This window comes from Streptomyces sp. NPDC033177 (assembly GCF_055577715.1).
In genome coordinates this window covers 32,107-58,386 of sequence record NZ_JBVIPS010000015.1, presented here as the reverse complement: position 1 = coordinate 58,386, position 26,280 = coordinate 32,107, and the positions used below count along the sequence as shown (strand labels likewise).

The 26,280-nt window shown below is 70.9% G+C and carries 18 protein-coding genes; 11 read left to right on the top strand and 7 right to left on the bottom strand.

What is annotated here, in order from left to right; translation table 11 throughout:
- From ACZ5U5_RS39025 to ACZ5U5_RS39010, 4 genes are all read right to left on the bottom strand, one after another.
- Positions 1-6,492 carry an SDR family NAD(P)-dependent oxidoreductase gene (locus ACZ5U5_RS39025; RefSeq protein ID WP_469031315.1) on the bottom strand — a complete coding sequence of 2,164 codons (6,492 nt, stop codon included), beginning with the start codon at positions 6,490-6,492 and terminating at the stop codon, positions 1-3.
- 40 nt (positions 6,493-6,532) lie between these two features.
- Positions 6,533-9,688: a type I polyketide synthase gene (locus ACZ5U5_RS39020; protein WP_469031313.1), complete on the bottom strand. Its 3,156-nt coding sequence runs from the start codon at positions 9,686-9,688 to the stop codon at positions 6,533-6,535.
- A gap of 67 nt (positions 9,689-9,755) precedes the next feature.
- Entirely contained in the window at positions 9,756-11,012 is a 1,257-nt protein-coding gene (locus ACZ5U5_RS39015) for a cytochrome P450 (RefSeq protein WP_469031312.1), read from the bottom strand.
- A complete protein-coding gene (locus ACZ5U5_RS39010) occupies positions 11,009-11,323 on the bottom strand; it encodes an acyl carrier protein (RefSeq protein WP_469031310.1) in 315 nt (104 codons plus the stop codon). The genes ACZ5U5_RS39015 and ACZ5U5_RS39010 overlap by 4 nt, the downstream gene beginning before the upstream one ends.
- 319 nt (positions 11,324-11,642) lie before the next feature.
- Here ACZ5U5_RS39010 and ACZ5U5_RS39005 point away from each other — a divergent pair, with 319 nt between their 5' ends.
- Positions 11,643-13,184: an FAD-dependent monooxygenase gene (locus ACZ5U5_RS39005; RefSeq protein WP_469031309.1), complete on the top strand. Its 1,542-nt coding sequence runs from the start codon at positions 11,643-11,645 to the stop codon at positions 13,182-13,184.
- A 462-nt stretch (positions 13,185-13,646) separates the two neighbouring features.
- Here the strand turns inward: ACZ5U5_RS39005 and ACZ5U5_RS39000 are convergent, their stop codons facing one another.
- Together ACZ5U5_RS39000 and ACZ5U5_RS38995 are read right to left on the bottom strand one after the other, a co-directional pair.
- Positions 13,647-14,324, bottom strand: a complete 678-nt coding sequence (locus tag ACZ5U5_RS39000) for an LmbU family transcriptional regulator (RefSeq protein WP_469031307.1) — start codon at positions 14,322-14,324, stop codon at positions 13,647-13,649.
- A 142-nt stretch (positions 14,325-14,466) separates the two neighbouring features.
- Entirely contained in the window at positions 14,467-14,682 is a 216-nt protein-coding gene (locus ACZ5U5_RS38995; RefSeq protein WP_469031306.1) for an MbtH family protein, read from the bottom strand.
- Positions 14,683-15,141: 459 nt separating this feature from the next.
- On the opposite strand from ACZ5U5_RS38995, the gene ACZ5U5_RS38990 reads away from it, so the two are divergent.
- From ACZ5U5_RS38990 to ACZ5U5_RS38950, 9 genes are all read left to right on the top strand, one after another.
- Positions 15,142-15,891, top strand: coding sequence for a thioesterase II family protein (locus tag ACZ5U5_RS38990; RefSeq protein ID WP_469031305.1), 750 nt, complete (start codon positions 15,142-15,144; stop codon positions 15,889-15,891).
- A gap of 208 nt (positions 15,892-16,099) precedes the next feature.
- Positions 16,100-16,897 carry an LmbU family transcriptional regulator gene (locus ACZ5U5_RS38985; RefSeq protein WP_469031303.1) on the top strand — a complete coding sequence of 266 codons (798 nt, stop codon included), beginning with the start codon at positions 16,100-16,102 and terminating at the stop codon, positions 16,895-16,897.
- 624 nt (positions 16,898-17,521) lie between these two features.
- The gene (gene argB, locus ACZ5U5_RS38980; RefSeq protein WP_469031302.1) at positions 17,522-18,430 is read left to right on the top strand and encodes an acetylglutamate kinase; all 909 of its coding nucleotides are present in this window, start codon (positions 17,522-17,524) and stop codon (positions 18,428-18,430) included.
- Positions 18,427-18,618, top strand: a complete 192-nt coding sequence (locus ACZ5U5_RS38975) for a hypothetical protein (protein ID WP_469031300.1) — start codon at positions 18,427-18,429, stop codon at positions 18,616-18,618. The genes argB and ACZ5U5_RS38975 overlap by 4 nt, the downstream gene beginning before the upstream one ends.
- Positions 18,615-19,142: a hypothetical protein gene (locus tag ACZ5U5_RS38970; RefSeq protein WP_469031298.1), complete on the top strand. Its 528-nt coding sequence runs from the start codon at positions 18,615-18,617 to the stop codon at positions 19,140-19,142. The genes ACZ5U5_RS38975 and ACZ5U5_RS38970 overlap by 4 nt, the downstream gene beginning before the upstream one ends.
- 178 nt (positions 19,143-19,320) lie before the next feature.
- Positions 19,321-20,049, top strand: a complete 729-nt coding sequence (locus tag ACZ5U5_RS38965; RefSeq protein WP_469031297.1) for a GNAT family N-acetyltransferase — start codon at positions 19,321-19,323, stop codon at positions 20,047-20,049.
- Between the two features lie 465 nt (positions 20,050-20,514).
- On the top strand, positions 20,515-21,543 hold the full coding sequence (gene argC, locus ACZ5U5_RS38960) for an N-acetyl-gamma-glutamyl-phosphate reductase (RefSeq protein WP_469031296.1): 1,029 nt from the start codon (positions 20,515-20,517) through the stop codon (positions 21,541-21,543).
- Positions 21,540-22,715, top strand: a complete 1,176-nt coding sequence (argJ, locus tag ACZ5U5_RS38955; RefSeq protein ID WP_469031294.1) for a bifunctional glutamate N-acetyltransferase/amino-acid acetyltransferase ArgJ — start codon at positions 21,540-21,542, stop codon at positions 22,713-22,715. The genes argC and argJ overlap by 4 nt, the downstream gene beginning before the upstream one ends.
- A gap of 44 nt (positions 22,716-22,759) precedes the next feature.
- Positions 22,760-23,980, top strand: coding sequence for an acetylornithine transaminase (locus tag ACZ5U5_RS38950; RefSeq protein ID WP_469031292.1), 1,221 nt, complete (start codon positions 22,760-22,762; stop codon positions 23,978-23,980).
- A gap of 50 nt (positions 23,981-24,030) precedes the next feature.
- Here the strand turns inward: ACZ5U5_RS38950 and ACZ5U5_RS38945 are convergent, their stop codons facing one another.
- On the bottom strand, positions 24,031-24,675 hold the full coding sequence (locus ACZ5U5_RS38945; protein ID WP_469031290.1) for an FMN-binding negative transcriptional regulator: 645 nt from the start codon (positions 24,673-24,675) through the stop codon (positions 24,031-24,033).
- 203 nt (positions 24,676-24,878) lie between these two features.
- On the opposite strand from ACZ5U5_RS38945, the gene ACZ5U5_RS38940 reads away from it, so the two are divergent.
- The gene (locus ACZ5U5_RS38940) at positions 24,879-26,222 is read left to right on the top strand and encodes a lysine N(6)-hydroxylase/L-ornithine N(5)-oxygenase family protein (protein ID WP_469031288.1); all 1,344 of its coding nucleotides are present in this window, start codon (positions 24,879-24,881) and stop codon (positions 26,220-26,222) included.
- Positions 26,223-26,280 lie beyond the last annotated feature (58 nt).

Below are 26,280 nucleotides of genomic sequence, written 5' to 3'. Positions count from 1 at the left end.
TTACCTCTTCTCATCCAGAGCCAGACCGACCAGTGCTTCCAGGTCCAGGTCGGACAGTTCGTCCGCACCCGGCGCTTGCATGACCTCCGCGTCATCGGCGTCGCTCGTGTCCGCTTCCGGACGCAGCAGGCCGGACAGGTGCTCGCCCAGCTCACGCGGCGTCGGGTAGCTGAAGACGAGGGTGGAGGGCAGGCGCAGTCCGGTCGCGGAAGCCAGGCGGTTGCAGAGTTCGACCGACGTCAGTGAGTCGAATCCGAGCTGGTTGAACGCCTGGTCGACGTCGACGACCGCGCCGGACGGGTGCCCGAGCACGACGGCGACCTGGTCGCGGACCCAGTCGAGTACGGCTGCCTTTGCCTCGTCCGCCGGCAGGGCGACCAGCCTGGCGGCCAAGCCGGGAGCGCCGCCGTCCTTCGCAGCGCTCGACCTGTTGCGGCGCGGACGGCCGCCGTCGACGAGGTCGCGCAGGAGGAGCGGGAGCTCCTGACCGGTCTTGTTCCGCAGCGCGGCGACGTCCACCCGGGCCGGGATCAGGACCGGCTGGTCGAGCGCGCAGGCCGCGTCGAACAGGGCCAGCGCCTCGTCGGTCGGCATCGGGGCGATGCCCATCCGCCGCAGCCGTGACAGGTCGGCCTGGTCCAGGCCTCCGGTCATGCCGCTGCTCTGCTCCCACCAGCCCCAGCACAGTGAGGTGCCGACCAGGCCGGAGGCCCTGCGCCACGCCGCCAGTCCGTCCAGGAACACGTTCGCCGCCGCGTAGTTGGCCTGCCCTCCGGTGCCGAGTGTCCCGGCGACGGTGGAGAACTGGATGAACGCCGACAGGGTGTGCCGCGTGGTCAGTTCGTGCAGGTTGACCGCGCCGCCGACCTTGGCGCGCAGAACGTGGTCGAAGCTCTCGGCGGTCGTCGACTCGACCGTGCCGTCCGCCAGTGCGCCCGCCGCGTGCACGACCGCCGTCAGCGGGTACTTCCGTGGCATGTCCGCGAGCAGGTCCGCCACGGCGGCCCGGTCCGCGACATCGCATGCCACGACCCTGACCGCGGCGCCCGCGCCCTCCAGGTCGGCGACCAGCTCGGCCACCCCGTCGGCCGCCGGGCCGCGACGGCTCGCGAGCACCAGGCTGCGTACGCCGCGTTCGGCGACGAGGTGGCGCGCCACCAGGGAACCCACGCCGCCGGTACCGCCCGTGACCAGCACGGTGCCGCCGCCGAAGCCGTCGGCCACCTCGAAGACCAGCTTGCCGATGTGGCGGCCCTGGCTCATCTCGCGGAATGTCCTGCGCGCGTCGCGGATGTTGCGTACGGAGATCGGGTTCAGCTGGATCCGACCGTCGGCGAAGAGTTCCATGACGGCCCGGAACATCGCGTGGATGGTGTCGGGGCCTGCGTCGTAGAGCTCGAAGGCCTCGTAGTCGACTCCGGGGTGATCGGCCGCCACCTGGCGCGGGTCACGGATGTCCGTCTTGCCCATCTCGACGAAGTCGCCGCCGCGGGTGAGCAGCGTCAGTGAGGCGTCGACGAAGCGGTGCGCGAGGGAGTTCAGCACGAAGTCCACCCCTCGGCCGCCCGTGGAGTGCAGGAACTTCTCCGCGAACTCCAGGTCGCGCGACGACGCCAGGTGCTCGTCGTCAAGGCCCAGGGCGCGCAGGGTGGGCCACTTGGCCGGGCTCGCGGTCGCGTAGATCTCGGCGCCGACGTGCTTGGCCAGTTGGACGGCGGCCATCCCGACACCGCCGGCCGCGGCGTGGATGAGGATGCGCTGGCCCTTCTTGAGCTTGCGCAGACGAAAGAGTGCGTAGTAGGCGGTGAGGAAGGTGGTCGGGATGGACGCCGCCTCGGCATAGCTCCATCCGTCGGGGACGGGCGTGAGCATCCGGCTGTCCGCCACGGCGACGCGGCCGAAGGCGCCGTTGAAGACGCCGGTCACCCGGTCGCCCGGCGAAAGACGTGTCACGTCGTCCGCCACCTCGGTGACCACTCCGGCGCCCTCAAGACCGATGGGGGCATCGGCGACCGTGCTGTTCACCAGGCCCAGGGCGATCGTGACGTCCTTGAAGTTGAGCCCAGCGGCCCGGACGGCGATGCGTACCTGCCCGCTCGTCAGGGGCGCCTCCACCTCGGGGCACGGAACCCACGTCAGGTTCTCCAGCGTGCCCCTGCTCGGGATGCCGAGGCGGTGGGCGCCGTCGGCCGGCGGCTCGATCTGGTGGTCGGCGGGCGCGGCCGGCGTCATGCGGGGAACGAGGTACGCGCCCTCGCGCAGCGCCAGTTGGTCCTCACCGGTGGCCGGCGCGTCCAGCACGCGTGCCCAGGAGGTCTCCTGGTCGTCGATGTCCACCAGCCGGAACCTGCCGGGGTGTTCCGTCTGCGCGGACCGGATCAGGCCCCACACGGAGGCGCCGGGGAGGCTTTCGACGCGCTCCCCCGCACCGGTGTCGACGGCGAGGCGGGTGAGGACCACCAGCGTGGATCCGGCGTGGGTCCGCGCGGCGATGAACCGCTGGATCCAGTCCAGGACGCGCTTGCCCGCGCCGCCGACCGCGGCGAGCAGATCGGGGTCGTCGGCCACGAAGTCGTCCAGGCACAGGACGATGTGCTCGGGTGCCTCTCCCGCGAGGACCTCGTCCATCGACGCGTAGAACGCGACGCTCTCGTCGCCCGCCGCGCGGAGCCGGGAGGCCAGGCCGTCCTTCGCGCCGAGTACGCCCCACGGTCCGCGGTGGGTCTCCTGCTTGCCCTGCGTGAGCGGCCGCCACCGCAGTTCGTAGAGCGAGCGCTCCTGCCCGCCGCGCGCGGCGCGCACCTGCTCGGCACTCGCCGGGCGGAACGTCAGCGCGTCGACGTGAGCGATCGGGTTCGCGTGCTCGTCGGCGACCGCCAGGGACACGACGCCCTCGCCGGCCGGGGAGAGCCGGACCCGCACGGTCGGGCCGCACTCCCCGATCAGGTCGACCCCGGACCACGAGAAGGGCATCCAGCCCTGGTCGCCCGACACCTCGACGACACCGCCGGCGAAGACCGCGTGCAGCACGCTGTCGATCAGCGCCGGATGCAGGGCGAACCCGCCACCGGCCCGGTCGTCGGCGCTCTGCGGCAGCGTGGCGAGGGCGTAGAGGTCGTCACCCTGCCTCCAGACCTCCCGCAGTCCGCGGAACGCCGGGCCGTAGTCGAAGCCCGCGTCCACGAGCGCGTCGTGGAGACCGTCGATGTCGAGCTTCGTCGCCCCGGCCGGCGGCCACACGGCGAGCGGTCGCGTGCCGTCGCTCCACGCGGTCGTACGCGAGGTGTCCGGTGTCAGGTTCCCCATCGCGTGGCGGGTCCAGCCGCCCACCGTCCGGCCGTCCTCGCCGGGACGCGAGTACACGTCCAGGGAGCGGCGTCCGGCCTCGTCGGGCGCGCCGACGACGACGCGTACCTGCACGTCACCCGAGTCGGGGAGGATCAGGGGGACTTCCAGGGAGAGTTCCTCCAGGGCGGCGCAGCCGACGAAGTCGCCCGCCGACAGCGCCAGGTCCATGTAGGCGGTCGCGGGGACGACGACCGCGCCGAACACGGCGTGGTCGGCCAGCCACTCGTGGGTCCGCAGGGACCATCGGGCGGTGAACACCACCTCGTCGGTGCCGGGGTGGTCCACCACGGCACCGAGCAGCGGGTGGCCCGGCGCGAAGAGGCCTGCGGAGGCGATGTCCGCCGACCTCGTCCCGGCGGGGGCGTCCATCCAGTAGCGCTGCCGCTGGAAGGCGTACGTGGGAAGGTCCACCTGCCGGCGCGTGCCGAACAGGGTGTCCCAGTCCACGGACACGCCCCTCACGTGCAGTTGGGCCAGCGCGTCGGCCAGTGCGGCTGCTCCCGGCCGGTCCCGCCGTGCGGCGGACAGGACGAGTGCGCCGCTCACGCCCTCGCCGGCGAAGGCCTCCTTGGTGATGCTCGCGAGCGTCGCTCCGGGCCCCACTTCGAGGAAGACGTCCGCGCCGGCCGCGCGGGCGCACTCCACCGCGTCGTAGAAGCGCACGGGTTCGCGGACGTGGGCCACCCAGTACGCGACCGACGTCAGCTCCTGGAGCGTGGCCTCACGTCCCAGCCTGGTCGAGACGATCGGAATCGACATCTCGCCCGGGGGGAGCTCACCGAGGGATTGTGCGAACTCCTCCAGGACCGGGTCCATCAGCGGGGAGTGGAACGCGTGGTCGACATCGAGGAGTTTCGCCGACGTGCCGCCTTCGATCAGCCGTTCCCGCAGGGCGTGGACCTCGTCGCGAAGGCCCGAGACCACCACCGATTCCGGGCCGTTGACGGCGGCGACACCGACGCGCTCAAAGGGGCCCAGCAGAGCGCTCACGTCGGTTTCCGAGGCGCGTACGGCCAGCATCGCGCCGCGCTCGACGACCGCCTGCATGACCCGTCCGCGCGCGGCGACGAGTCCGGTCGCCACGTCCAGGTCGAAGACTCCGGACACGTGGGCGGCGGCGATCTCACCGACGGAGTGACCGATCAGGCGGTCCGGCGGTGGGCAGTACCCGGCCAGGAGCCGGTACAGGCTGACCTGCAGGGCGAACAGCGCGGCCTGCGTGATGTCGGTGCGCTCACGGCCTGCGGGCTCGTCCGCCAGGAGCAGGGGCTTCAGAGCGAAGGGCAGATGCTCGTCGAAGCGTTCGCAGACCTCGTCGAGGCTCCGCGCGAAGACGGGGAAGGTGTCGTACAACTGCCGTGCCGCACCGGCCCATTGCGATCCCTGTCCCGGGAACATGAAGACGCGCTCGCCGAGTTCCGCGGCGACGCCTCGCACCACCGCGGCGGACTCCGTGCCCTGGCTCAGCGCCGCGAGGCCGCTCAGCAGCTCGTCACGGCCGCGCCCCAGCACCACCGCACGGTGCTCGAGACCGGCCCGGCTCGACGCCAACGACGCGCCCACGTCGGTGATGTCGGCGTCCGGGTCGGCGGTGACGAACGCGTGCAGCTTCTCCGCCTGTGCCCGCAGCGCCTGCTCCGAGTGCGCGGACAGGGCCCATGGCACGAGCCCGCCCACAGAGCCCTGTGCCCGCTCGGCGGTGTCGGGCGTCTGCCCGGCGGTGTCCGGTTCCTGGTCCTGCTGCTGCTCCTGCGTCGGTGCCTGTTCGAGGAGCAGGTGCGCGTTCGTGCCGCTGATGCCGAAGGACGACACCCCCGCGCGCCGGGGCCGTCCCGGCGCGCTGGTCCACTCCCTTGCCTCGGTCAGCAGCTCGACCGTCCCGGCCGACCAGTCCACGTGCGTCGACGGACGGTCCACGTGCAGCGTCCGGGGCATCACCCCGTGCCGCATCGCCATGATCATCTTGATGATTCCGCCGACGCCCGCGGCCGCCTGTGCGTGGCCGATGTTCGACTTCAGCGACCCCAGCCACAGCGGGCTCCCGGGGTCGCGGTCCTGTCCGTAGGCGGCCAGCAGCGCCTCCACCTCGATGGGGTCGCCCAGGGACGTGCCGGTCCCATGGGCCTCCACCACGTCCACGTCGTTCGCCTGCATCCGGGCGTCCGCCAACGCCGCCCGGATCACCCGCTGCTGGGCCAGTTCGTTCGGCGCGGTCAGTCCGTTGGACGCCCCGTCCTGGTTGACGGCCGCACCCCGGATCACCGCCCAGATGCGGCGCCCGTTGCGGCGCGCGTCCGACAGACGCTCCAGGACCAGTACGCCCGTGCCCTCGGAGAAGCCGGTGCCGTCCGCCGCGTCCGCGAACGCCTTGCACCGTCCGTCCAGCGACAGACCCCGTTGCCGGGCGAACTCCACGAGCAGCCCCGGGGTCGACAGCGTCGACACCCCGCCGGCCAGCGCCAAGGTGCACTCCCCGGACCGCAGGGAGCGCATGGCCTGGTGGACGGCGACCAGCGACGACGAGCACGCGGTGTCGGTCGACACCGCCGGGCCCTCCAGGCCCAGGGCGTACGCCACCCGGCCCGAGGCCACGCTGGTGTAGGTCCCCGCGAGCGCGTACCCCTCCACTTCGCCGGCTGCCTCGTCGCCCATCCGCGGGCCGTAGTCGACGGCGTAGAGCCCGGTGAACACCCCGGTCGCCGAGCCCCGTATCCCGACCGGGTCGATGCCCGCCCGCTCGAGCGCCTCCCACGACGTCTCCAGCATCAGCCGCTGCTGCGGGTCCATCGCCAGCGCCTCGCGCGGGCTGATGCCGAAGAACTCCGCGTCGAACTCAGCGAGATCGGTCAGGAATCCGCCCGTGCGCGCGTACGTCTTCCCGCGTGCCTCGGGATCCGGGTCGTACAGCGCGTCCACGTCCCACCCGCGGTCCAGCGGGAAGTCACCTATCGCGTCCACACCGTCGGACACGACGGTCCACAGCCCTTCGGGGGAGGTCACCCCGCCAGGGAAGCGACACCCCACGCCCACGATCGCGATGGGCTCGTGAGCGGACTCCTCCAGCTCCCGCACGCGCTCGCGCAGCTCCTGCGCGTCGCCGACGGCACGTCGCAAGTACGACCGGAGCTTGTCGACATCCTCCACCAGGGACTCCCTTAACGGTTGCTCGGACGAACAGGTGTGGCTACGCGTATCCGCGCTCGATCAATGCGTACAAATCGTCGTCACTACGGCTCTCCGGGCTCGTCTCCCCCACCGCTTCCGGGACTTGGGGCGTATGGGGCTCCGGGACTTCCGGCGTCCGGGGCTCCAGGAGGGAGAAGATGTGCAGGCCGAGCTTGCGCACCGTGGGATAGGTGAACGCGACCGTGGCCGGGAGCCGTACACCGGCCGCCGCGGTGAGCCGGTTGCGCAGCCGCACGGCCATCGAGGAGTCGAATCCCAGGGCCTTGAAGGTCTCGGCCGACCGCGCCGTGAGTTCGGCCTCCGTCAGATCCACTCCGTTCGCGCCCAGCAGCGCCGCCGTTTCGGTGCGCACCAGCGTGAGGACCGCCGACTGCGAGCCCAGGTCCGCAGGCCCGGCGCCCGCGCCCGCTCCGTCCGCTCGTGCGGAGGGACCGTTCGTGGTGTCGGTGTCGGTGTCGCCGGACGCCGAGAGCCAGTACCGCTGCCGCTGGAACGCGTACGTCGGCAGGGCGACCCGGCGCGGCCGGCCCGCGGCGAAGGCCGCCTTCCAGTTCACCGGCAGACCGCGCACGTGCAGCTCGGCCAGCGACGCCAGGACCTTGCCCGCACTCCCGTCCTGCTTGTGCAGGGTGCTCACGACGGTCGGCGGGGCCGCCAGCGCGTCGGCGGCCTCCTCCATCGCGACCTGGAGCACGGGATGCGGACTGACTTCCACGAACACGCCGCCGCGCTCACGCATCAGGCCTTCGACGACCTCGCCGAAGCGCACCATCGAGCGCAGGTTGTCGTACCAGTACGAGCCGTCGAGCACGCGGGTGTCGAGCAGGCCGCCGGTCACCGTGGAGTGGAACTTCACCGCCGATTCCCTCGGCGAGACAGCCGCGGTGTCCGCGAGCAGACGTTCACGGATGCGTTCGACGTGGTGGGAGTGCGACGCGTAGTCCACCCTGACCCGTCGCACCCGGACGTCGTCACCGGCCGCCGTCTCGGCGAACTGGTCGAGCGCCTCGTCGTCCCCGGAGATCACCACCGACGCGGGCCCGTTGACCGCGGCCACGGAGAGCCGTCCCGACCACCGCTCCAACCGGCCCCGGACCCATTCGACGGGCGCGGCCACCGCGCTCATCCCGCCCGGTCCTGCCAGATCGGTCAGGGCCCGGCTGCGCAGCGCGACGATCCGCGCCGCGTCCTCGAGCGAGAGCGCGCCCGACACGCACGCCGCGGCGATCTCGCCCTGCGAGTGCCCCACCACTGCCTCGGGGACCACTCCCAGCGACCGCCACACCTGCGCAAGGGACACCATCATCGCGAAGAGCGCCGGCTGGACCACGTCCACCCGGTCCAGCGACGCGGCCGACTCCTCGCCGCGCACCACGTCCACCAGCGACCAGTCCACATGGGGCGCCAGAGCCCGCTCGCACGCGTCGATCGACCGCGCGAAGGCCTCCGACTCCGCGTACAGCTGCCGCCCCATGCCCAGCCACTGCGAGCCCTGGCCGGGGAACACGAAGACGACCGGACCCGCCTGGTCCGTGGCCCTCCCGCGCACCGCCCGCTCCGAGCCGCCGCCCGCCGCCACCAGGTCCAGGCCCGCGAGCGCCTCTTCACGGCCGCCGCTCAGGACCACCGCCCGGTGCTCGAACGACGACCGCTGCGACACCAGCGCATGCCCCACGTCGACGGCCGAAAGCGACGCGTCCGCGGCCACGAGCTCCCGCAGCCGGGCCGCCTGCTCCCGCAGCGCCGGTTCCGACCGCGCCGACAGCACCCACGGCACAGCCTCCGGCGACGCCCCGGAAGATGCCGGGGAGGATCCCCCGGATGCCAAGTCCTCACCGGCGGCGGGCAGTTCCGCCCGATCGCCGGGTGCCTGTTCGAGGATCACGTGCGCGTTGGTGCCGCCGAGTCCGAACGCCGACACCCCCGCCCGGCGCGGCCGGCCGGGCGCGTCGGGCCAGGGCCGCGCGGCCCGCAGGACCTCGAAGTCCTCGTGGAAGTCGGCGATGGCGGGGTTCGCGGAGCGGAAGTTGAGACTCGGGACCAGGTGCGCACGGTCCACGCAGAGCGCCGCCTTCACGAAGCCGACGATTCCGGCGGCCGGCTCCAGGTGCCCGACGTTCGTCTTCGCCGAGCCGATCGCCAGCGGCCGGCTGCGGCCCGTCTCCCTGAAGACCTCGCGCAGACCGGCGATCTCGGCCGGGTCACCGACGCGGGTGCCGGTGCCGTGGGCCTCGACGTAGTCGACACCGTCGAACGGGACAGCCGCGCGTTCCAGGGCCGCGAGCACGGCCGCCGCCTGCCCCTCGGAGCTGGGATCGGGCATCCGGCTCGACGCTCCACCGCTGCCGACGCCCCAGCCGCGTACCACCGCGTAGATGTGATCGCCGTCGGCGACGGCGAGGTCGAGCCGCTTCAGGAGGACGAAGGCACCGCCCTCGCCCCGGGCGAAACCGCTGGCCCGTTCGTCGAAGGTGAAGCAGCGGCCGTCGGGCGAGAGGGCGCCCAGATTCGCCAGGCCCGCTCCTGCCTCCGGGTCGGTGATCAGGTGTACGCCGCCCGCGATGGCCATGTCGACCGCGCCGCCCCGTATGCGGTCGCACGCCAGGGACAACGACACGAGCGAGGAGGACTGGCCCGAGTCCGCGCAGTAGCTCATGCCGCGGACGTCGAAGAGGCCCGAGATCCGGTTCGCGATCAGCGCACCGCTGGAGCCGAGCGCGGCGTAGTGGTCGTCCTGGTCGCTGCCGGACAGCTTGCGCAGCAGTTCGTACCCGGAGGGCGCGGCGCCGACGACGACGTCGATCGCGCGGCCCGTGAGCGAGGCCGCCGGGACGCCGGCGTCCTCGACGGCCTCCCAGGCGAGCTCGAGCCCGAGGCGCTGCACGGGGTCCATGGCGGCCGCCTCCGCCGCACTCGTCCCGAAGAACCCGGCGTCGAACCCGTCGATGGAGTCGAAGAACGAACCCGCGTCGAGGGTGTCGCCGTCCGGATGGGACCTGTACGTCGACTTCGCGTCGGCCGCCCGGTGTCCGGGGAACGTTCCGACGGTCGATTTCCCCTCGACCAGCAGGCGCCAGAAATCGCTCGGGCCGTGCACGCCGGGAAAGCGGCACGACATCCCGATGACGGCAATACCGGTGGCTGCGCCACTCATGCGAATCCCTTCCGGTTCCCTGTGACGGTGACAGTGGCGGTGGCGGTGCCGGTGGCGGTGCCGGATGTCACGGCGCCAGTCGCTTCTCGGCGACGATGGGGAGGTGGGTCATCCCGGCGATGAAGTACGACCGCAGGTGCTGCGGTTCGCCGGCGAGGTCGATGGAGCCGAACCGCTGGAGCAGCTCCTCGAAGAAGACGCGCAGGGTCAGCCGGGTCAGCGGCGCACCGATGCAGAAGTGTGCTCCGAACCCGAAGGCGACCTGGCGCTTGGCGTTGCTCCGCGTGATGTCGAAGTCGTGCGGGTCGGTGAACTGGGACGCGTCCCGGTTGGCCGACCCGATCCAGGCGACGACCGCCCCGCGGGCCGGGATCGTGCCTCCGGCGATCTGGACGTCGTCGACGGTATACCGCATGAAGTTGCAGGCGGCCGATGTCCAGCGAAGGCCTTCCTCGACCAGGTTCGGGATCAGGCTCGGGTCGGCCTGTGCCTTGGCGAACTGCTCGGGCCGCTCGATGAGCGCGTGCACGGTGCCGGAAACGGTGTGCGGGGTGGTGACGTTGGCGCCCAGCAGGATGCTGTAGCCGTCGAGCGCGATCTCCTCGTCGGTCAGCGGCGCCCCTCCCGGGTGGACGCTCATGAGGTGCTGGAGCAGGCTGTCGTCCTCGCCTCCGGACGCCCTGCGCTCCTTGACCCAGTCCTTGACATAGGTGACCAGCTCGTGGTGGGAGATGGCCAGGGTCGCGGCCTCGCTGCCCTGCAGGAAGTGCGGGTCCGAGGGAGCCGTCACCATGGCGGTCAGCTGGACGAGCTCTTCCCAGTCCTTGGCGGGGATCCCGAGGAGCGGGCCCGTCACCAGGGCGGGGAGCAGCAGTGCTCGCTCGGCCAGGTCGAAGGTCTCCCCGTCGAGTGCGGGCTGCAGGAAGCGCACGACCGTTGTGCGGATGCTGTCCTCCCAGGACTTCACCGCCCGAGCGGTGAGCTTGGATCCGAGGGGCCTGCGGACCTCGGTGTGCCGGGGCGGGTCGGTGGACGTGAGGAGCACTCCGGCGGCGACGTCGTCGGTCCCGAGGTGGGTGGGTACGGTGCCGCGCTCGGAGGTGAACTCGCGGTGGTCGCCGAGCACCCGGCAGACGTCCTCGTAACGGGTGACGGACCAGAACTCCCGACCGTCGGGCAGGACTTGGTGGTGCAGCGGCGCCTTCTCCCGCATCGCGTCCCAGACGGGGTGCGGGTCGCCCGACGTGTAGAGGTCCAGGTCGAACAGGTCGACGCTGTCGAGGTCCATGTCGATGTCGCGCCCGGCACCAGGCGTCAACCTCACGCCACTGCCCTCCCCTGCTCGATCAGCTCGGCGACCCGGGCCGGCGTCTGAGCCAGGTAGAAGTCGCGCACGGACAGCTGGACTTCGTAGTCCTGCGCCACCTGGTCGATGATCTTGATGCCGGTCAGCGAATTGCCGCCGAGCGCGAAGAAGTCGTCGTCCACCCCGACTTCGGCGCCGTTGAGGTGCCGCGCCCACAGCTCCGCGATGTCCCGCGCCAGCGACACCGGAGTGCTCGACGGTGCGGCTTGTCCTTCTGACGTCTCGTCCTGTCCGCCCAACGGGTGGACAACCTGCGGCGACGAATTCATTGCCGCTTTCCTTCCTCCGGGGCCCTTTGCGCTGTCCCGCCGGCGAGACAAATTCCTTGGATGATCGAATGGAGTGTCGCGTGCATTCCCCTCCGCCCACACCGTGTCGGCGGCCCCCCTGCCCGCGCCGGCCGGTGGGGTTGAGAACCGGCGGGCCTGCATGCTGACGCCCTCGAGGACCGTCCCGCCGGCGGGACCGGGCAAGTCCGACAGGGCCCCGCGTCGCCCCGGCACCGGTGTCCGTTGACCGTCCCGCTCGCGTTCCGTGAACGTAAGAGCGTTTCAACGACGTCAGCGACGCAGGGGAATGGGGAACGACGTGGGACACACCGGCGACGTGGGACACGCGGACATGGACGCGGACGTGGTGATTGCGGGCGCCGGGCCGACGGGCCTGATGCTCGCCTGCGAGCTGCGGCTCGCGGGCGTCGACGTGGTGGTGGTCGAGCGGCTCGCGGAGCGTACGGGCGAGTCACGGGCCGGCGGAATCCACTCCCGCACCCTGGAGGTCCTCGACCAGCGCGGAATCCTGGACCGCTTCCTCGCGGTCGGCGAACCGCAGCCGGTGGGCCACTTCTCCGCCCTCTACCTGGACTTCGACGAGTCCGAGTCCCGGCACCCCTACCCGCTGATGATCCTGCAGTCGGCCATCGAGCAGCTTCTGGAGGAGCGGGCCGCCGAGCTCGGCGTGCGGGTGCGCAGGTCCTGTGAGGTGACCGGGATCGGCCAGGACGAGGCCGGCGTGACGGTCGAGATCGCCACGCCCGCCGCTGAGGCGGAATCCGCGACGCTGCGCGCCCGCTATCTTGTGGGCTGCGACGGCGGGCGCAGTGCGGTGCGCAAGCTGGCGGGCATCGGCTTCCCCGGCACTCCGGCGACGATGACCGCGCTGATCGGCGACGTCGAACTCCCGGATCTGCCCGAGGACTACGTGTGGGTGCGGCGCTGCGCGGGCGGCGACTACTCGGCGATCGCCTTCGAGCCGGGCTGGTACCGGGTGATCGCATCCGAGTACGACCGCGTTGCGGACCGCGACGAGGCCCCCACGTTCGAGCAGCTGAGGGAGTCGCTGGTCAGGATCGCGGGCACCGACTTCGGGATGCGGGCGCCACGCTGGGTCTCGCGGTTCAACGATGCCGCGCGGCAGGCCGACCGGTACCGCGCGGGCCGCGTGCTGCTCGCGGGCGACGCGGCGCACATCCACTTCCCGGCCGGCGGGCAGGGGCTGAACATGGGCGTGCAGGACGCGGTCAACCTCGGCTGGAAGCTCGCCTCGGTGGTGCGCGGCCGGGCGCCGGAGAGCCTGCTGGACAGCTATCACACCGAGCGCCACCCCGTCGCGGAGCGCGTACTGCACAACACCCGGGCGCAGTCGGCCCTGCTCCGCCCCGGCGCCCAGACGGACGCGCTGCGCGAGGTGTTCGGCGCGCTCATGGTGTTCGACGACGTCAACCGGTACCTGCGCCACATGCTGACCGCGCTGGACATCCGCTACGCGGTCGACGGCGACCACCCGCTGGCAGGCCTCAGGGTCCCCGACGCCGACCTCAAGACGCCGGACGGCACCATCGGCGTCTACGACCTGCTGCACACCGGCCGCCCCGTGCTGCTCGACCTGGGCGGCAGCGCCGAGTTGGCGGTGGTGGCCAAGGGCTGGGCCGATCGCGTCGAGCTGGTCGACGCACGGAGCGAGGACGACTTCTGGCCCGTGCCGGCGATCGGCGAGATCCCCGCTCCCGCCGCGCTCCTCATCCGCCCCGACGGCCATGTCGCCTGGGGGGCCACCGACGACGAAGCGCCCGACGTCACCGCGCTCCGGGCCGCACTCACCACCTGGTTCGGTCCGCCGCTGCGGGGGTGAGACATCGCGTGGCGTCACATGACATCTGGCGGCACCACTCGATGCGGTGGGGCGCGGTCACGCGCCACCCGCACGCGGCGCCATCCGGACGTGCACCTGGCGTCGGAGAACCGCCGTACTGACGACATGAATCGCCCCCGGCTTCGACACCCTCCACCGTGAGCTCGCGGTGGAGGGTGTCGAAGCCGGGGGGAAGGATGCCCGCGTGATGCGCGAGCGCGACATCCGCGGCGTCACCGGGCGCGGGCAGCGTAATGCGCCGACCCGGCCGGATGCGAAGGCGAAGGCGGCCACGGGCCTGATCGGCCGCGACTTCCAGCCGAGCGCCCCGGGCGCAGGCCGGTCAGCGACATCGCCTACCTGTCCCGCCGGTCGGCAACGCTGCCGCGCAGAGCCTCGCGGGGACTTCAGTGCCGGGCGATGTGTCGTGCGGGGCCATGCGTCGTGCCGGGCGATGCGCCTCTAGGCGGTCTGCCGCTCGGCCGTTTCGAGCATCTGCGTCACCCATTTGTCGACGGACAGACCGTGCGTGGCCGCGACCTTCGAGTAGTGGTCCAGCTGGCCGGCGGAGAGCTCTATGGTGAGCGTGGTGACCTTCTGCCGGCGCCTTTCGACGGCCGCCGACGTGTCGATGCGCGGCACTTCCTGCTGCTCGTCGCCGCTGTTCGGGGAGAGCTCGGCGGTGTCGCTCTGCACGGCGAGGCTGGCGCGGACCGCCCTGCGAAGTTCGTTGCGCGACCACTTCTGCTGTTCGGCCTTGCGCAGCCAGTAGTCCTGCTCCGGCGGCGACAGGCGGGTCACTTCGGCATGGTGGGCGAAGCTGAGGCTCTCCCACCTGCGCTGGTGCTCGAACCGCCTGGCCACCCACGCGTAGTTGCGCAGGGTCTGGTAGTCGAGCCCCGTGCGCTCTATGGCTTCCTTGTACCGCCGCCACCCGTAGGTGGCCTCCCCGTAGAGCAGCCAGTCGGCCAGCCACCACGCCGAGGAGTTCACAAGCTCGCGCAGGTTGGTGCCGATGCGCTCCCAGGACTGCTCCGGCATGTTCTGCGGAAAGGTCATCCCCGTCTTCCGCACCTTGGCCTGTGCACCCAGGAAGGACAGGACCACGTCGTGCTGCGCCAGGTCATCGCTGCTGTCCACCGGCTTCGTCTTGTACCTGCTCGCGGTTCTCACAGCGCCTGTCACAACCTTCAACTCCCCGCTCGATGTGTCTTCCTGGTCGTTCACCGATCACTTGCCGATGTGGCTTCTCGGCGGGCCGACATCGGATCCCGGGTGGTGTTCAGTCCGTGGCCATGGCCTCGCGCAGGCTCCTGGGACGCAGGTCGGTCCAGTTCTGCTCGACGTACTCAAGGCACTCGGCCCTGGCCGCCTCGCCGAAGACCACCCGCCAGCCGGCGGGCACCTCGGTGAACACCGGCCACAGGGAGTGCTGCTCCTCGTCATTGACCACGACGTAGAAGCGGCCGTCCTCGTCATCAAACGGGTTCGCGCTCAACTGGCACCGTCCTTAACCGTCACAGAGCTACTGGGAATCAGGCGCGGCCGAGCCGGGTGCGAGAAGGCACCGGGCACGGGTCACCCATCGGTGCTGTCCGGTCGACGGGACATCCGACACAAGAGCGACCCCGGCACTGCGACGTCACCGTAAGGACGCGGCCGCCGCAGCTACAAGGGCGACAAGCTCCACCGCCAACCAGCCACCCACCCCAGCCCGAACCCACCCCGAACTGCTGTACCCCACCGCCTCCATGTGCCACGATGCCCGGCCGCACCCCGCCCGCACCCCACCGGCACCCCGCCGGTGAGCCCGAGCACCGCCCCACCGCACCGCCAGCCCTCCGAGAAACACTCAAGAGCCGCTCCAGCAGCAGCGGAACTCCCCTCGCGCCCACGCACCACCCCACCACCCCCGCTTTATGGTCGAACACGCGTGGCCCGATCCAAGGGGGGAACGATGGACCACTCACCACCAGACTTGCGCGTATTCGTCCTGCATCACGCGGGGGGCTCACACCTGCTCTACCGCAACTGGCCGGCCGAACTACCGGACACGTGGGACGTACGGCTGCTCGACGCCCCTGGCCACGGCCACCTGCTCGACCTGCCGCTGATCACAGACATCGGCCGGCTCGCCGACTACCTCCTGCGCCGGATCGTGCCCGAAGTGACCGGCCCCTACGCCCTCTTCGGGCACAGCATGGGCGCCGCCCTGACCTACGAGATCACCCGACGGATCGTCGACCAGGGCCTGCCATCGCCGGTATGGGTCGGCATCTCCGCACAACCGGCACCGCAGTCGGCACAGCGGGCGAGCGGGGACAGCGAAGAACTGTCCGACGCCGAACTGCGGACCCGTCTGCGGCAGATGGGAGGCACGCCCGACGAGGTGCTCGACGACCCCGACCTGTGGTCCATGCTCGCACCGATCATCCGGGCCGACCTGGGCATGGCGGCCCACTGGCGTCCTGCCACCGACGCCGGTCCTCTGCCCGTGGCGCTTTCGGCCTACGCCGGCGGCGATGACCACTCTGCCTCTCCCCTGCTGATGAAGGGCTGGGAGGAGCACACCGAGCGCTTCTTGGGTCTGCGGGTCTTCGACGGCGGCCACTTCTACTTCGCGGACGATCCCAGGCCGCTGCTGCGCCAGATCACACAGGACGCGACCACGGCGCTCGCCGCGGTGGACACGACGCGCTCCGGCTGAACTGGGACTGCCCACGCCGGCCGTCCGGCACCCGACGGGACGACCGGCCCTCGCCGGACGGCCTGCCCGGACGACGCACGTCACCGGACGATCGGCGCCACACAACACAAAGTTGACCGCGCAAATATTCGAGCACCGCTCCGGCACCGCTTCAGCCCGTCCCTCGAGACTGCTGGCCGGTTGTGTGCACCTAACTCAAGGAGGCGTGATGGCGCAGCAGGCCAGTGCAACCCTGGGGTCGCAGAGCGGCCCGACAACCTCCCTCCCGCAGCCCCCGCCACGGCAGTCACCCACCGCGGGAGCCGGACCGGGCCGGGGCCAGGTGCTGACGACCAAGGTGGGTCTGCAGATGCCGACCGGGATGGCCTACGACGAGTGGGAGCGGTCCGGGCGCCAACTCGCCGGCCTCATCGACTCGTCATCCTGGTGGCTGGGTGACTGGCTCGTCTACGGCAAGGACCACTACACCGACCGGTACGAGCGCGGAATACGCGCCATAGGCCTTTCGTACCAGACGCTGCGCAACTACGCGTGGGTCTCACGACGCTTCGACCTCAGTCGCCGCCGGGCCGCCTTGAGCTTCCAGCACCACGCCGAGCTGGCTTCCATGCCGGTCGAGGAACAGGACTTGTGGCTCGACCGCGCCGAGCAGCAGCAGTGGACCACCAAACAGCTGCGCGGCGCCCTGCGCGCCGCACGCCAGAGCGTGCAGCAGCCGCGCACCCCCACTGAGCCGAGCCACCGCCTGGAGGTTCCCGGCAACCGCCTTCAGTCCTGGCAGAAGGCGGCGGAGCAGCTGGGTGTCGACTTCGAGCAGTGGGTCACGGCCACGCTGGACACCGCGGCCGCGAGCGCTCTGGAGGACCTCGATGGGCCGGAGGAGCGCAGGGAGATCTCCGGACGCAAGGGCATCACGGGCGTGGCCGCGTTGGGCGTGGGGGCTTCCCAGGAGAACGCACGGCCCACGGTCTTCGAGCAGGTTCCGCCGGTGGCCACTGCCACCTGAGTCACCGCTGATCTTGAGCCGGAAGGCCCTCGGAGAGCGCGAGTTGAGGCTTCAGACATCTCACTCGACCGCCCGAGGGCCTTCTCTGCTGTCGGCCCGCACCTCGTCACACGGTCCCACCGTGCCGTGCGGGGATTTCGAGCAGCCGTGTCCACCATGTCTCCGTCCCGTCAACAGGACAACGCTGGTGAATGTCGAGCAGCTCTTCAGAAGCTCTCGAAGGGCCTTCATGTGGCTTTGTAGTTGCCATTGAGGCGCTCCCCGAACGACACTGCAGACGAATGCTCGGCTCTCTTTGGCCGGGTATTCCTGGCGTATGCGGGAGAATGCAGTGGGCAGATCCCGCTGTCACTCGCGGTCCCCCACGTTCGGCTGGACCGGAACATGCTGCTGCCGTCGACGGCCATGCAGGATCGAGGTCCGGGGCAGCGACGAGACGCTACTCAACAAGCCATTATCCCAAGAGTTCGCATGACGACCAAGCTTTCTCGTCCCGAACTCAAGCGTATGTCCACCGGCCCTCGGGACCCTGCTGCGGTAGCCGGAGTCCCCCATAAAAGGAGTCGTGCCTGTGAGCGCCAATTGCCCGGTCGGCGGACTCGCCCGTCGGCGTGCGAGGTTCTCATGACCGTCAACACGCACCCCGACCTGGCCAAGGCCCAGGCCATCGACGAAGCCCTGCCGTGGCTCGCCCGCCACCAGGGCCGGACGGTCGTCATCAAGCTGGGCGGCCACGCCATGGTCGACAAGGACCTCACCGCGGCCTTCGCCCGCGACATCGTCTTCCTGCGCTACGCCGGGCTGCGGCCCGTGGTCGTGCACGGAGGAGGCCCCCAGATAGATGCCGAACTCGCGCGGCGCGGCCTGAAACGCGAGTTCAAGGCCGGACTCCGCGTCACCCCGCCGGAGGCGATGGATGTGGTGCGCATGGTCCTCGCCGGCCAGGTGCAGCGCGAACTGGTCGGACTCATCAACCGCTTGGGCGATCTCGCCGTCGGCATGACGGGCGAGGACGCCAACACCCTCACGGCGAGGCGGTGCGTGCCGTGGATCGACGGAGAACCGGTGGACGTCGGCAGGGTCGGTGAGATCACCGGCATCAACACCGGCGCCCTGGACCGGCTCCTGGACGACGGCCGGATCCCGGTGGTCTCACCACTCGCCCGCAGCGCCGAGGACGGCCTGGTCTGCAACGTCAACGCCGACACCGTGGCGTCGGCCCTCGCGACGGCACTGCGCGCCGAGACGCTCGTCATGCTGACGGACGTCGCGGGACTGTACGCGGGCTGGCCGCACAGTGAGGAAGTCATCCCGCGGCTCACGGCCAAGGAGCTCGAGAAACTCCTGCCGGAACTGAGCGACGGCATGGTGCCCAAGATGACCGGATGCCTGCACGCCGTACGCAATGGCGTGGGCGCGGCCCGGGTGATCGACGGACGGACCCCGCACTCGGTCCTCCTGGAGATGTTCAGCAACGACAAAGTAGGCACGCTGATCGTGCCCGACCCGAACGAGACGGAGGTCACGCAGTGAACGAGCAGGAGCAGCACCGGCGACGGCAGCATCGGACCAACGGCTCGGCAGGACGTCACAGCGGCCGGTCCCCGCTCACCACATCACGGCTCACCGCATCCCGGCTCATCGCGACCCGGTACATCGCCACCCGGCTCGCCGGCACCCGGACGACGACGCTGGAGCGCAAGCGAGGGCAGTGCACATGACACACATGCCTCCGACTCCTCCCCCGGCCGACGGCGCGGTGGATCTCACTTCCCAGGTGACGGCCCTCGGCCACGAGCTTGCCGCCGCAGCCGGAACAGACAGGGAGGCGGCCCGCGCACTGGCCCGCCGTCTCGCCGCATCCCTCTCCCCCCAAGCCCGGCTCGTCCTGCTGAGCGCCCTGACCGGGGCAGAGCCCGAGCCAAGCCATCCCGAGCTCCGGCCGCTGCCCCGTAGTGATCCGCCCGACGCTCTCATCCGTCTGCGGTTCGCCGACGCGCGCGCGCTCGAAGGTGCTGCCGCCGCCTTCGGCGCCGCATCGGGCCACGGCTTCGGCGAGGCGTGGAGCGACCCCACGGCACTCACTCTCCAGATCCCCGGCGAGGCGGGTGCCGAGACCCTGCGGGCGGTGCTCGCGGTCCTCGACGCGGCATCGGTCACTGCCGACTCGCTCACCGTGCACACACACCAACTCGACGACGTCTTCGCCGCGTTCACCGGTCTGCCCGTCGTGCCTGTTCGATGACCGCCTGAGGGTGAACTCCGGCCCGCTGGAAGGGAAGTTGGAGCGGGTACGCCAGTACGCCGCGCCCGTAGGCCGAGGCCGTATCGCTCTTGGGCGAACCCCAAGTGCCTTGCCATGGCGTGGTTCCGACCGGCAGATCTGCGCCCAGCACAGCGAAGTCCGGCGAAGGGACGAACCGTTGAACGAGGACCCTCAGGAGCGCGACCAGCCACTGCGTCACGCGCACCTCCACAGCTTCATCGGCCTCATGGAGCGGACCGACGCCCCCGCGCCGCGGCTCGCCCGGACCGACGACGCGGCCCTCTCCACGCGCGGGGGCGGCACGCGACCGCTCGCCCGGCTGCGGGCGCCCGCCGATCCGCTGGTGCCTCTCACCCTGACGGCCGGCGCGTTCCTGCTCCGTCCCCCCAGCGTGGACGAGCACAGGGAGGTTCTCGCGCTCGGCGTCGACCCGGACGTCCGGATGTGGACCCCTCGCTGCCAAATCACCGACGAGGCATCGGCCATCAGGGACTGCCTCGCCGGAGCGGACTGGTCCAGCGGCACGCACGCCACCTTCTCGATCATCCACCGCGGCAGCGGGCGCTACGCCGGCAACATCGCGGTGCACAGCATCGACCGCGCGAACTCGCAGGCCAAAGTGGGCTACCGCATCGCCCCGTGGACACGCGGTCAGGGAGTGGCCACGGCCGCGGTGCGCAGTGTCATCGGCTGGGCCCTGGGCGATCTGGGGCTCGCCCGGCTCCTGCTGACCCACGGCGTGGAGAACATCGCTTCCTGCCGAGTGGCCCAGAAGGCGGGATTCGACCTCGAGGGCACCATGCCCCTGGCCAAGCGGTTCGGCGACGACCAGCTCCACGACGAGCACCTCCATGTCCTGCTCGCCGGGCCCCGCCACGCCACCTGAGGAACGCTCAAGAGCCGCCACACCAGCGGCAGAGCCCCCCTGGTGCCCGCGCCCCGCCGGCCGACCGCCGTTCTATGGTCCGAGGGTGCGCGGCCCGATGCGAGGGGGAGCAATGGACAGCACACGACCCCGCGTTGCGCCTGTTCGTCCTGCACCACGCCGGGGGCACACACCTTCCGTACCGTCACCGGCCGGCCGCCTCGCGCACTTCCTGCCGCGGGGCATCGAGCCCGGACCGACCGGCCCCCACGCCCTGTGCGGGCACGGCATGGGCGCCCCGTGGCGTACGAGATCACCCGGCGGGCCGTCGACCAGGGCCTGCCTCCCACGCCGCTCCCTGCCCGTGGCGCTGTCCGCCTGCGCGGGCCGCGATGACCACGCGACCCCACCGTCACAGCCGCGCACGCCATGGAGGACAGGGCCCGGAGTACATGAGGACCACTTGTCTGCCAAAAGGGAGGGTTCATGACAGTGCTAGCAGCCGTGGCGGGAGCGAGCGGATACGCGGGGGGTGAGCTCCTACGCCTGCTTCTGGCCCACCCCGACGTGGAGATCGGTGCTGTGACCGGGCATTCCACCGCGGGTCAGCGGCTCGGCGCGCTGCAGCCGCACCTGGCTCCGCTGGCCGAGCGTGAGGTGCGCCCCACCACCGCCGACACCCTCAAGGGGCACGACGTCGTCTTCCTCGCCCTGCCGCACGGCCAGTCGGCCGCCGTGGCCGCGCAGTTGGGCGACCGGACGCTGGTCGTCGACTGCGGCGCGGACTTCCGCCTCGCGGACGCGGCCGACTGGGAGAGGTTCTACGGCTCGCCGCACGCGGGCACCTGGCCCTACGGCCTGCCCGAACTGCCGGGCGCCCGCGCCGCGTTGGCGGGCACCCGGCGCGTCGCGGTGCCGGGTTGCTACCCGACCGCGGTCCTGCTGGCCCTGTTTCCCGCGTACGCGGCGGGACTCGCCGAACCAGAGGCCGTGGTCGTCGCGGCGTCCGGCACGTCCGGCGCCGGCAAGGCACCCAAGGCGAACCTGCTCGGCAGCGAGGTCATGGGATCCATGCGGCCGTACGGCGTGGGCGGCGGCCACCGGCACACCCCGGAGATGAGCCAGCACCTCGGCGCCGTGGCGGGCCGTCATGTCGCCGTCTCCTTCACCCCGACCCTGGCCCCCATGCCACGCGGCATCCTCGCCACCTGCTCCGCCCCGGCGCGGCCCGGGGTCGGCGCACACGACGTACGGGCCGCGTACGAGAAGGCGTTCGGTGACGAGCCGTTCGTCCGGCTGCTGCCCGAGGGGCAGTGGCCGAGCACCGCGGCCGTGTACGGGTCGAACGCCGCGCAGGTCCAGGTCGCCGTCGACCCGGCGGTGGGCCGGATCATCGCGATCAGCGCCATCGACAACCTGACCAAGGGCACCGCGGGCGGCGCCCTCCAGAACATGAATGTCGCCCTCGGCCTCCCCGAGGGTCTGGGGCTTTCCACGATCGGAGTCGCACCGTGAGCGTCACCGCAGCACGAGGCTTCACGGCGGCGGGCATCGCCGCCGGAATCAAGCAGAACGGCGACCCGGATCTGGCGCTCGTCGTCAACACCGGACCGCTTCGGGCCGCGGCCGGCGTCTTCACCTCCAACCGGGTGAAGGCCGCGCCCGTGCTCTGGTCCGAGCAGGTCGTCAAGGGCGGCGTGGTCTCCGCCGTGGTCCTCAACTCCGGTGGCGCCAACGCCTGCACCGGCCCTGGCGGCTTCCGGGACACCCACGCCACGGCCAAGAAGGCCGCCGATGTGATCGGCGTCGGCTCCGGTGAGGTCGCCGTCGCCTCGACCGGCCTCATCGGTGTGAACCTGCCGATGGACAAGCTCCTTCCGGGCGTCGCCGAGGCTGCGGCCCAGCTGTCCCGGAGCGGCGGCGAGCGGGCCGCCGTCGCCATCAAGACCACCGACACCGTGCACAAGACGGCCGCCGTCACCTACCGGTCCTCACCGACGGAGTCCGGGGGAAGCTGGACGGTGGGCGGCATGGCCAAGGGCGCGGGCATGCTCGCCCCGGGCCTGGCCACCATGCTCGTCGTGCTCACCACGGACGCCGCACTCGATGCCGGCGTCCTCGACACGGCGCTGCGCGAGGCCACCCGGGTCACCTTCGACCGCGTCGACTCCGACGGCTGCATGTCCACCAATGACACCGTGCTCCTGCTCGCCTCCGGCGCGGCCCACGTCGAGCCCGGACATGCGCAGTTCGCCGACGCCGTACGCGAGGTCTGCGCCGATCTGGCCCGGCAGCTCATCGGGGACGCCGAGGGCGCGAGCAAGGACATCCGCATCGAGGTCGTGGGCGCCGCGAGCGAGGACGACGCCGTCGAGGTCGGCCGGTCGGTCGCCCGCAACAACCTCCTCAAGTGCGCCCTGCACGGCGAGGACCCCAACTGGGGCCGCGTCCTGTCCGCCATCGGCACCACCGGCTCCGTCTTCCACCCCGACGAGCTCAACGTCGCCATCAACGACGTGTGGGTCTGCAAGAACGGATCGGTGGGCGAGGACCGCGCCCTGGTGGACATGTCCGGGCGTGAGGTCCGGCTCACCGTGGACCTCGCCGCGGGCACGGACTCCGCCGTCATCTGGGCCAACGACCTCACCGCCGAGTACGTCCACGAGAACAGCGCGTACGCCTCTTGACCACCCCCCGCGCCGACGTGCGGGGTATCCACGAAGGAGACACGATGAGCGAAGGCGCGGACATCATCGGGGCGGGCAACACGGCGCTGGCCCACCGCTGGCAGGGCGTCATGATGGACAACTTCGGCACGCCCCGGCTGCCCCTGGTCCGAGGCCGTGGCACCCGGGTCTGGGATGCGGAGGGCAACGCGTACCTCGACTTCGTCGGCGGTATCGCGGTCAACTCACTCGGCCACGCCCACCCCGCGGTCGTACGGGCCGTCGCCGAGCAGATCGGCTCGCTCGGCCACGTGTCGAATCTGTTCATCGCCGAACCGACCGTGCGTCTCGCCGAGCGCCTGCTGCAGCTCTCCGGGCGCGAGGGCCGGGTCTACTTCTCCAACTCGGGGGCCGAGGCCAACGAGGCGGCCTTCAAGATCGGCAGACTCACCGGCCGGACCCACATGGTGGCCGCCACCGGCGGCTTCCACGGCCGGACCATGGGGGCTCTCGCCCTGACCGGCCAGCCCGACAAGCAGCGCCCCTTCCACCCGCTGCCGGGCGATGTCAGCCACGTACCGTACGGCGATGTGGAGGCCCTGCGTGCCGCCGTCACGCCGCGGACCGCGCTGCTGATCCTTGAGCCGGTGCAGGGTGAGAGCGGCGTGGTCGTGCCCCCGCCCGGCTACCTCCGAGCAGCGCGCGAGATCACCTCGGCGACCGGCACCCTCCTCGTCCTCGACGAGATCCAGACCGGCATCGGGCGCACGGGCCGCTGGTTCGCGGCGCAGACGGAAGGCGTCGAGGCGGACGTGGTCACCCTGGCCAAGGGCCTGGGCGGCGGCCTGCCCATCGGTGCGACGCTCGCCTTCGGCCCGGCGGCGCGACTGCTCACCCCCGGCACCCACGGCTCCACCTTCAGCGGAAACCCCGTGGTGTGCGCGGCCGCGCTCGCCGTACTGGACACCATCGAGCGGGCGGGCCTCCTGGACCACGTGACCCATGCGGGGCAGCGGCTGCGGCGCGGCCTGGAGAACCTGGGCCACCCACTGGTGCGCGAAGTCCGCGGCGCCGGGCTGCTGTTGGGGGTGGTGCTCAACGAGAAGGTCGCGGCGCGCGTGCAGCAGGCGGCCCAGGACAACGGTCTCCTGGTGAACGCGGTGGCACCGGACATCATCCGGCTCGCACCGCCGCTGACCGTGTCGGACCACGAGGCGGACACCTTCGTCGAGGGCTTCCGGGCAGTCCTGTCCGAGGTGTCCGGCGAACTGCTCACGGCGGTCTGAACACCACCGGTCATGTGCGCCCTTCCCCGCGGAGCCGAACCGCCGGCACGTCACGGCAGCCGGCTCATCAGACCCGCCGTCTCACGCTTGTACGTGCACGCGCTCTCCCCGAAGGACTTCCGCACCCGGTCGCGCACCTCGCCCGGCTGCTCCTGGCTGAGCTTGAACATGCCCTCGGCCCCGGTCACCTTGAGCCGGAAGGCCCCCACGGCGGGCGCGATCTTGCGGAAGTAGCCGAGGGATTCGCTCATGTCCCAGCCGTCGCCGAAGGAACCCTCGAAGGCGCGCACCGTGGACTGCACCACCTCCAGCGTCTCCTCCAGCTCGTCTATCTTCTCCACCACGCCCCGGACATGCACCGCCGTGAAGTTCCAGGTCGGTGCGGCCGGAGTCACCTCGTACACCGTGGGCGACACGTAGGAATGCGGGCCGGTGAACGTCAGCAGCAGCACACCGCCCGTCTCGAGGGCCGCCCAGTGCGGGTTCGCCCGGTTCATGTGCCCGAGCAGCGTGGCGCCGGGCAGCTCGCCGGTCCAGTCGGCGGATGTCTCGGGGTCGAAGATGACCGGCAGATGTGTGGCGAAGGGGCCGTTCCTGGGGCATCCGTTGGCCACCGCGAGCGCCAAGGGATTACCTCGGATCAGGTCCACCATCCACGAACTGTCCGATTCTCGATAGAAGCTCGGCACGAACATCCTGAATCACCTTTCGGCAGTCGGAAAAGCCGCGCCGAGCATACTTCCGCCTCCCTGGACAGCACCTCGAGAAGCTCTCGAACGGTCTTCATGCCGTATTCGAGCTGTCTTTAAGCGGTCTTGGACAGAATCCGGAGCAACAATGCAGAACGGTCTCTCGGAACAACAGCCGAGTTTTCCAGACGCAAGCGGGAGAAACTTCAATGGGTATAACGGGTAGCAGCGAAGAGATCTACGACGTGGTCGGCATCGGGTTCGGCCCGTCCAACCTGTCCCTCGCCATCGCCTTGGAGGAGCACGGGGCGAGCGATCCGCAGAATCCGGTCAGGTCCCACTTCTTCGAGCGGCAGCCCACGTTCGGCTGGCACCGGAACATGCTGCTGCCGTCGACGACCATGCAGATCTCGTTCCTCAAGGACCTGGCCACCTACCGGGACCCGATGTCGCGGTTCAGCTTCGTCTCGTATCTGCACGCCTCGAACCGGCTGGTGCAGTTCGTGAACAACCAGGACTTCTTCCCGACCCGGCAGGAATTCCACCAGTACCTGGAATGGGCGGCCTCCGGCCTCAGTGACCGGGTCAGCTACGGCACCGAGGTCACCTCGATCCGGCCCGTCACCGACGGGGCCGATGCCCAGGCACCCGACCTCCTGGAGATCGAGGTCCGCGGCAGCGACGGCACCACCCGCACGGTCACCACACGCAACGTGGTCATCTCCACAGGCCTGGTGCCGCGCCTGCCGGAAGGCGTCACCTCCGACGAACGGGTATGGCACAGCTCGGAGTTCCTGAGCAAGTTCAACGCACGCTCCCCACAGGACCTCAAGAACGTGGCAGTGGTGGGCGCCGGCCAGAGCGCCGCCGAGATCACCCGGTTCTTCTACGATTCGCTGCCGCACGCCCACGTCTCCGCGGTCATCCCCTCCTACGGCTACTCCATCGCCGACGACACACCCTTCGCGAACCAGATCTTCGACCCCGAGGCGGTCGACGACTACTACTTCGGCTCCCAGCAGGCGAAGGACGCGTTCTGGCGCTACCACCGCAACACCAACTACGGGGTCGTCGACTCCGACGTCATCCGGGCCCTGCACCAGCGCTCCTACGACGAACAGGTCCAAGGCCACCAGCGCCTGCACTTCCGCAACCTCACCCGAGTCGCCAAAGTCAACAACGCCTCCGACGGGACACAGGTGGTCCTGCGCTCGGTCCTCGACGACTCGACGGAGGAACTGACCCTCGACGCCCTGGTCTTCGCCACCGGCTACGACAGCCTCGACCCCGCCCACCTCCTGGGCGACTTCGACCAGCACTTCCAGCGCGACACGACCGGAAAACACCAGGTGGAACGCGACTACCGCCTCGTCTCCACGTCGGAACTCAACTGCGGCGTCTATCTCCAGGGCGGCACCGAACACACCCACGGCCTGACGTCCGCCCTGCTGTCGAACATCGCCATACGCGGCGGCGAAATCGCCGACTCCATCATGATGCGACGCGCCGAACGGCAGCTGGACCGTGCCTCCTCCGCGGGAGTCGCACACTGAGGGCTGTCCCGCTCACCGCCCCCTCCACCGAAGGAGTCGTCCCTATGAGCGCCAACTG

Bases quoted from the DNA above. Each gene is read 5' to 3' on its own strand.
- ACZ5U5_RS38950 (WP_469031292.1), top strand. From the start codon at position 22,760: ATGAGCGAAGGCGCGGACATCATCGGGGCGGGCAACACGGCGCTGGCC.
- argC (WP_469031296.1), top strand. From the start codon at position 20,515: ATGACAGTGCTAGCAGCCGTGGCGGGAGCGAGCGGATACGCGGGGGGT.
- ACZ5U5_RS38945 (WP_469031290.1), bottom strand. From the start codon at position 24,675: ATGTTCGTGCCGAGCTTCTATCGAGAATCGGACAGTTCGTGGATGGTG.
- ACZ5U5_RS38940 (WP_469031288.1), top strand. From the start codon at position 24,879: ATGGGTATAACGGGTAGCAGCGAAGAGATCTACGACGTGGTCGGCATC.
- ACZ5U5_RS39020 (WP_469031313.1), bottom strand. From the start codon at position 9,688: ATGAGTGGCGCAGCCACCGGTATTGCCGTCATCGGGATGTCGTGCCGC.
- ACZ5U5_RS38990 (WP_469031305.1), top strand. From the start codon at position 15,142: ATGGACCACTCACCACCAGACTTGCGCGTATTCGTCCTGCATCACGCG.
- ACZ5U5_RS38970 (WP_469031298.1), top strand. From the start codon at position 18,615: ATGACACACATGCCTCCGACTCCTCCCCCGGCCGACGGCGCGGTGGAT.
- argB (WP_469031302.1), top strand. From the start codon at position 17,522: ATGACCGTCAACACGCACCCCGACCTGGCCAAGGCCCAGGCCATCGAC.
- ACZ5U5_RS39010 (WP_469031310.1), bottom strand. From the start codon at position 11,323: ATGAATTCGTCGCCGCAGGTTGTCCACCCGTTGGGCGGACAGGACGAG.
- ACZ5U5_RS38985 (WP_469031303.1), top strand. From the start codon at position 16,100: ATGGCGCAGCAGGCCAGTGCAACCCTGGGGTCGCAGAGCGGCCCGACA.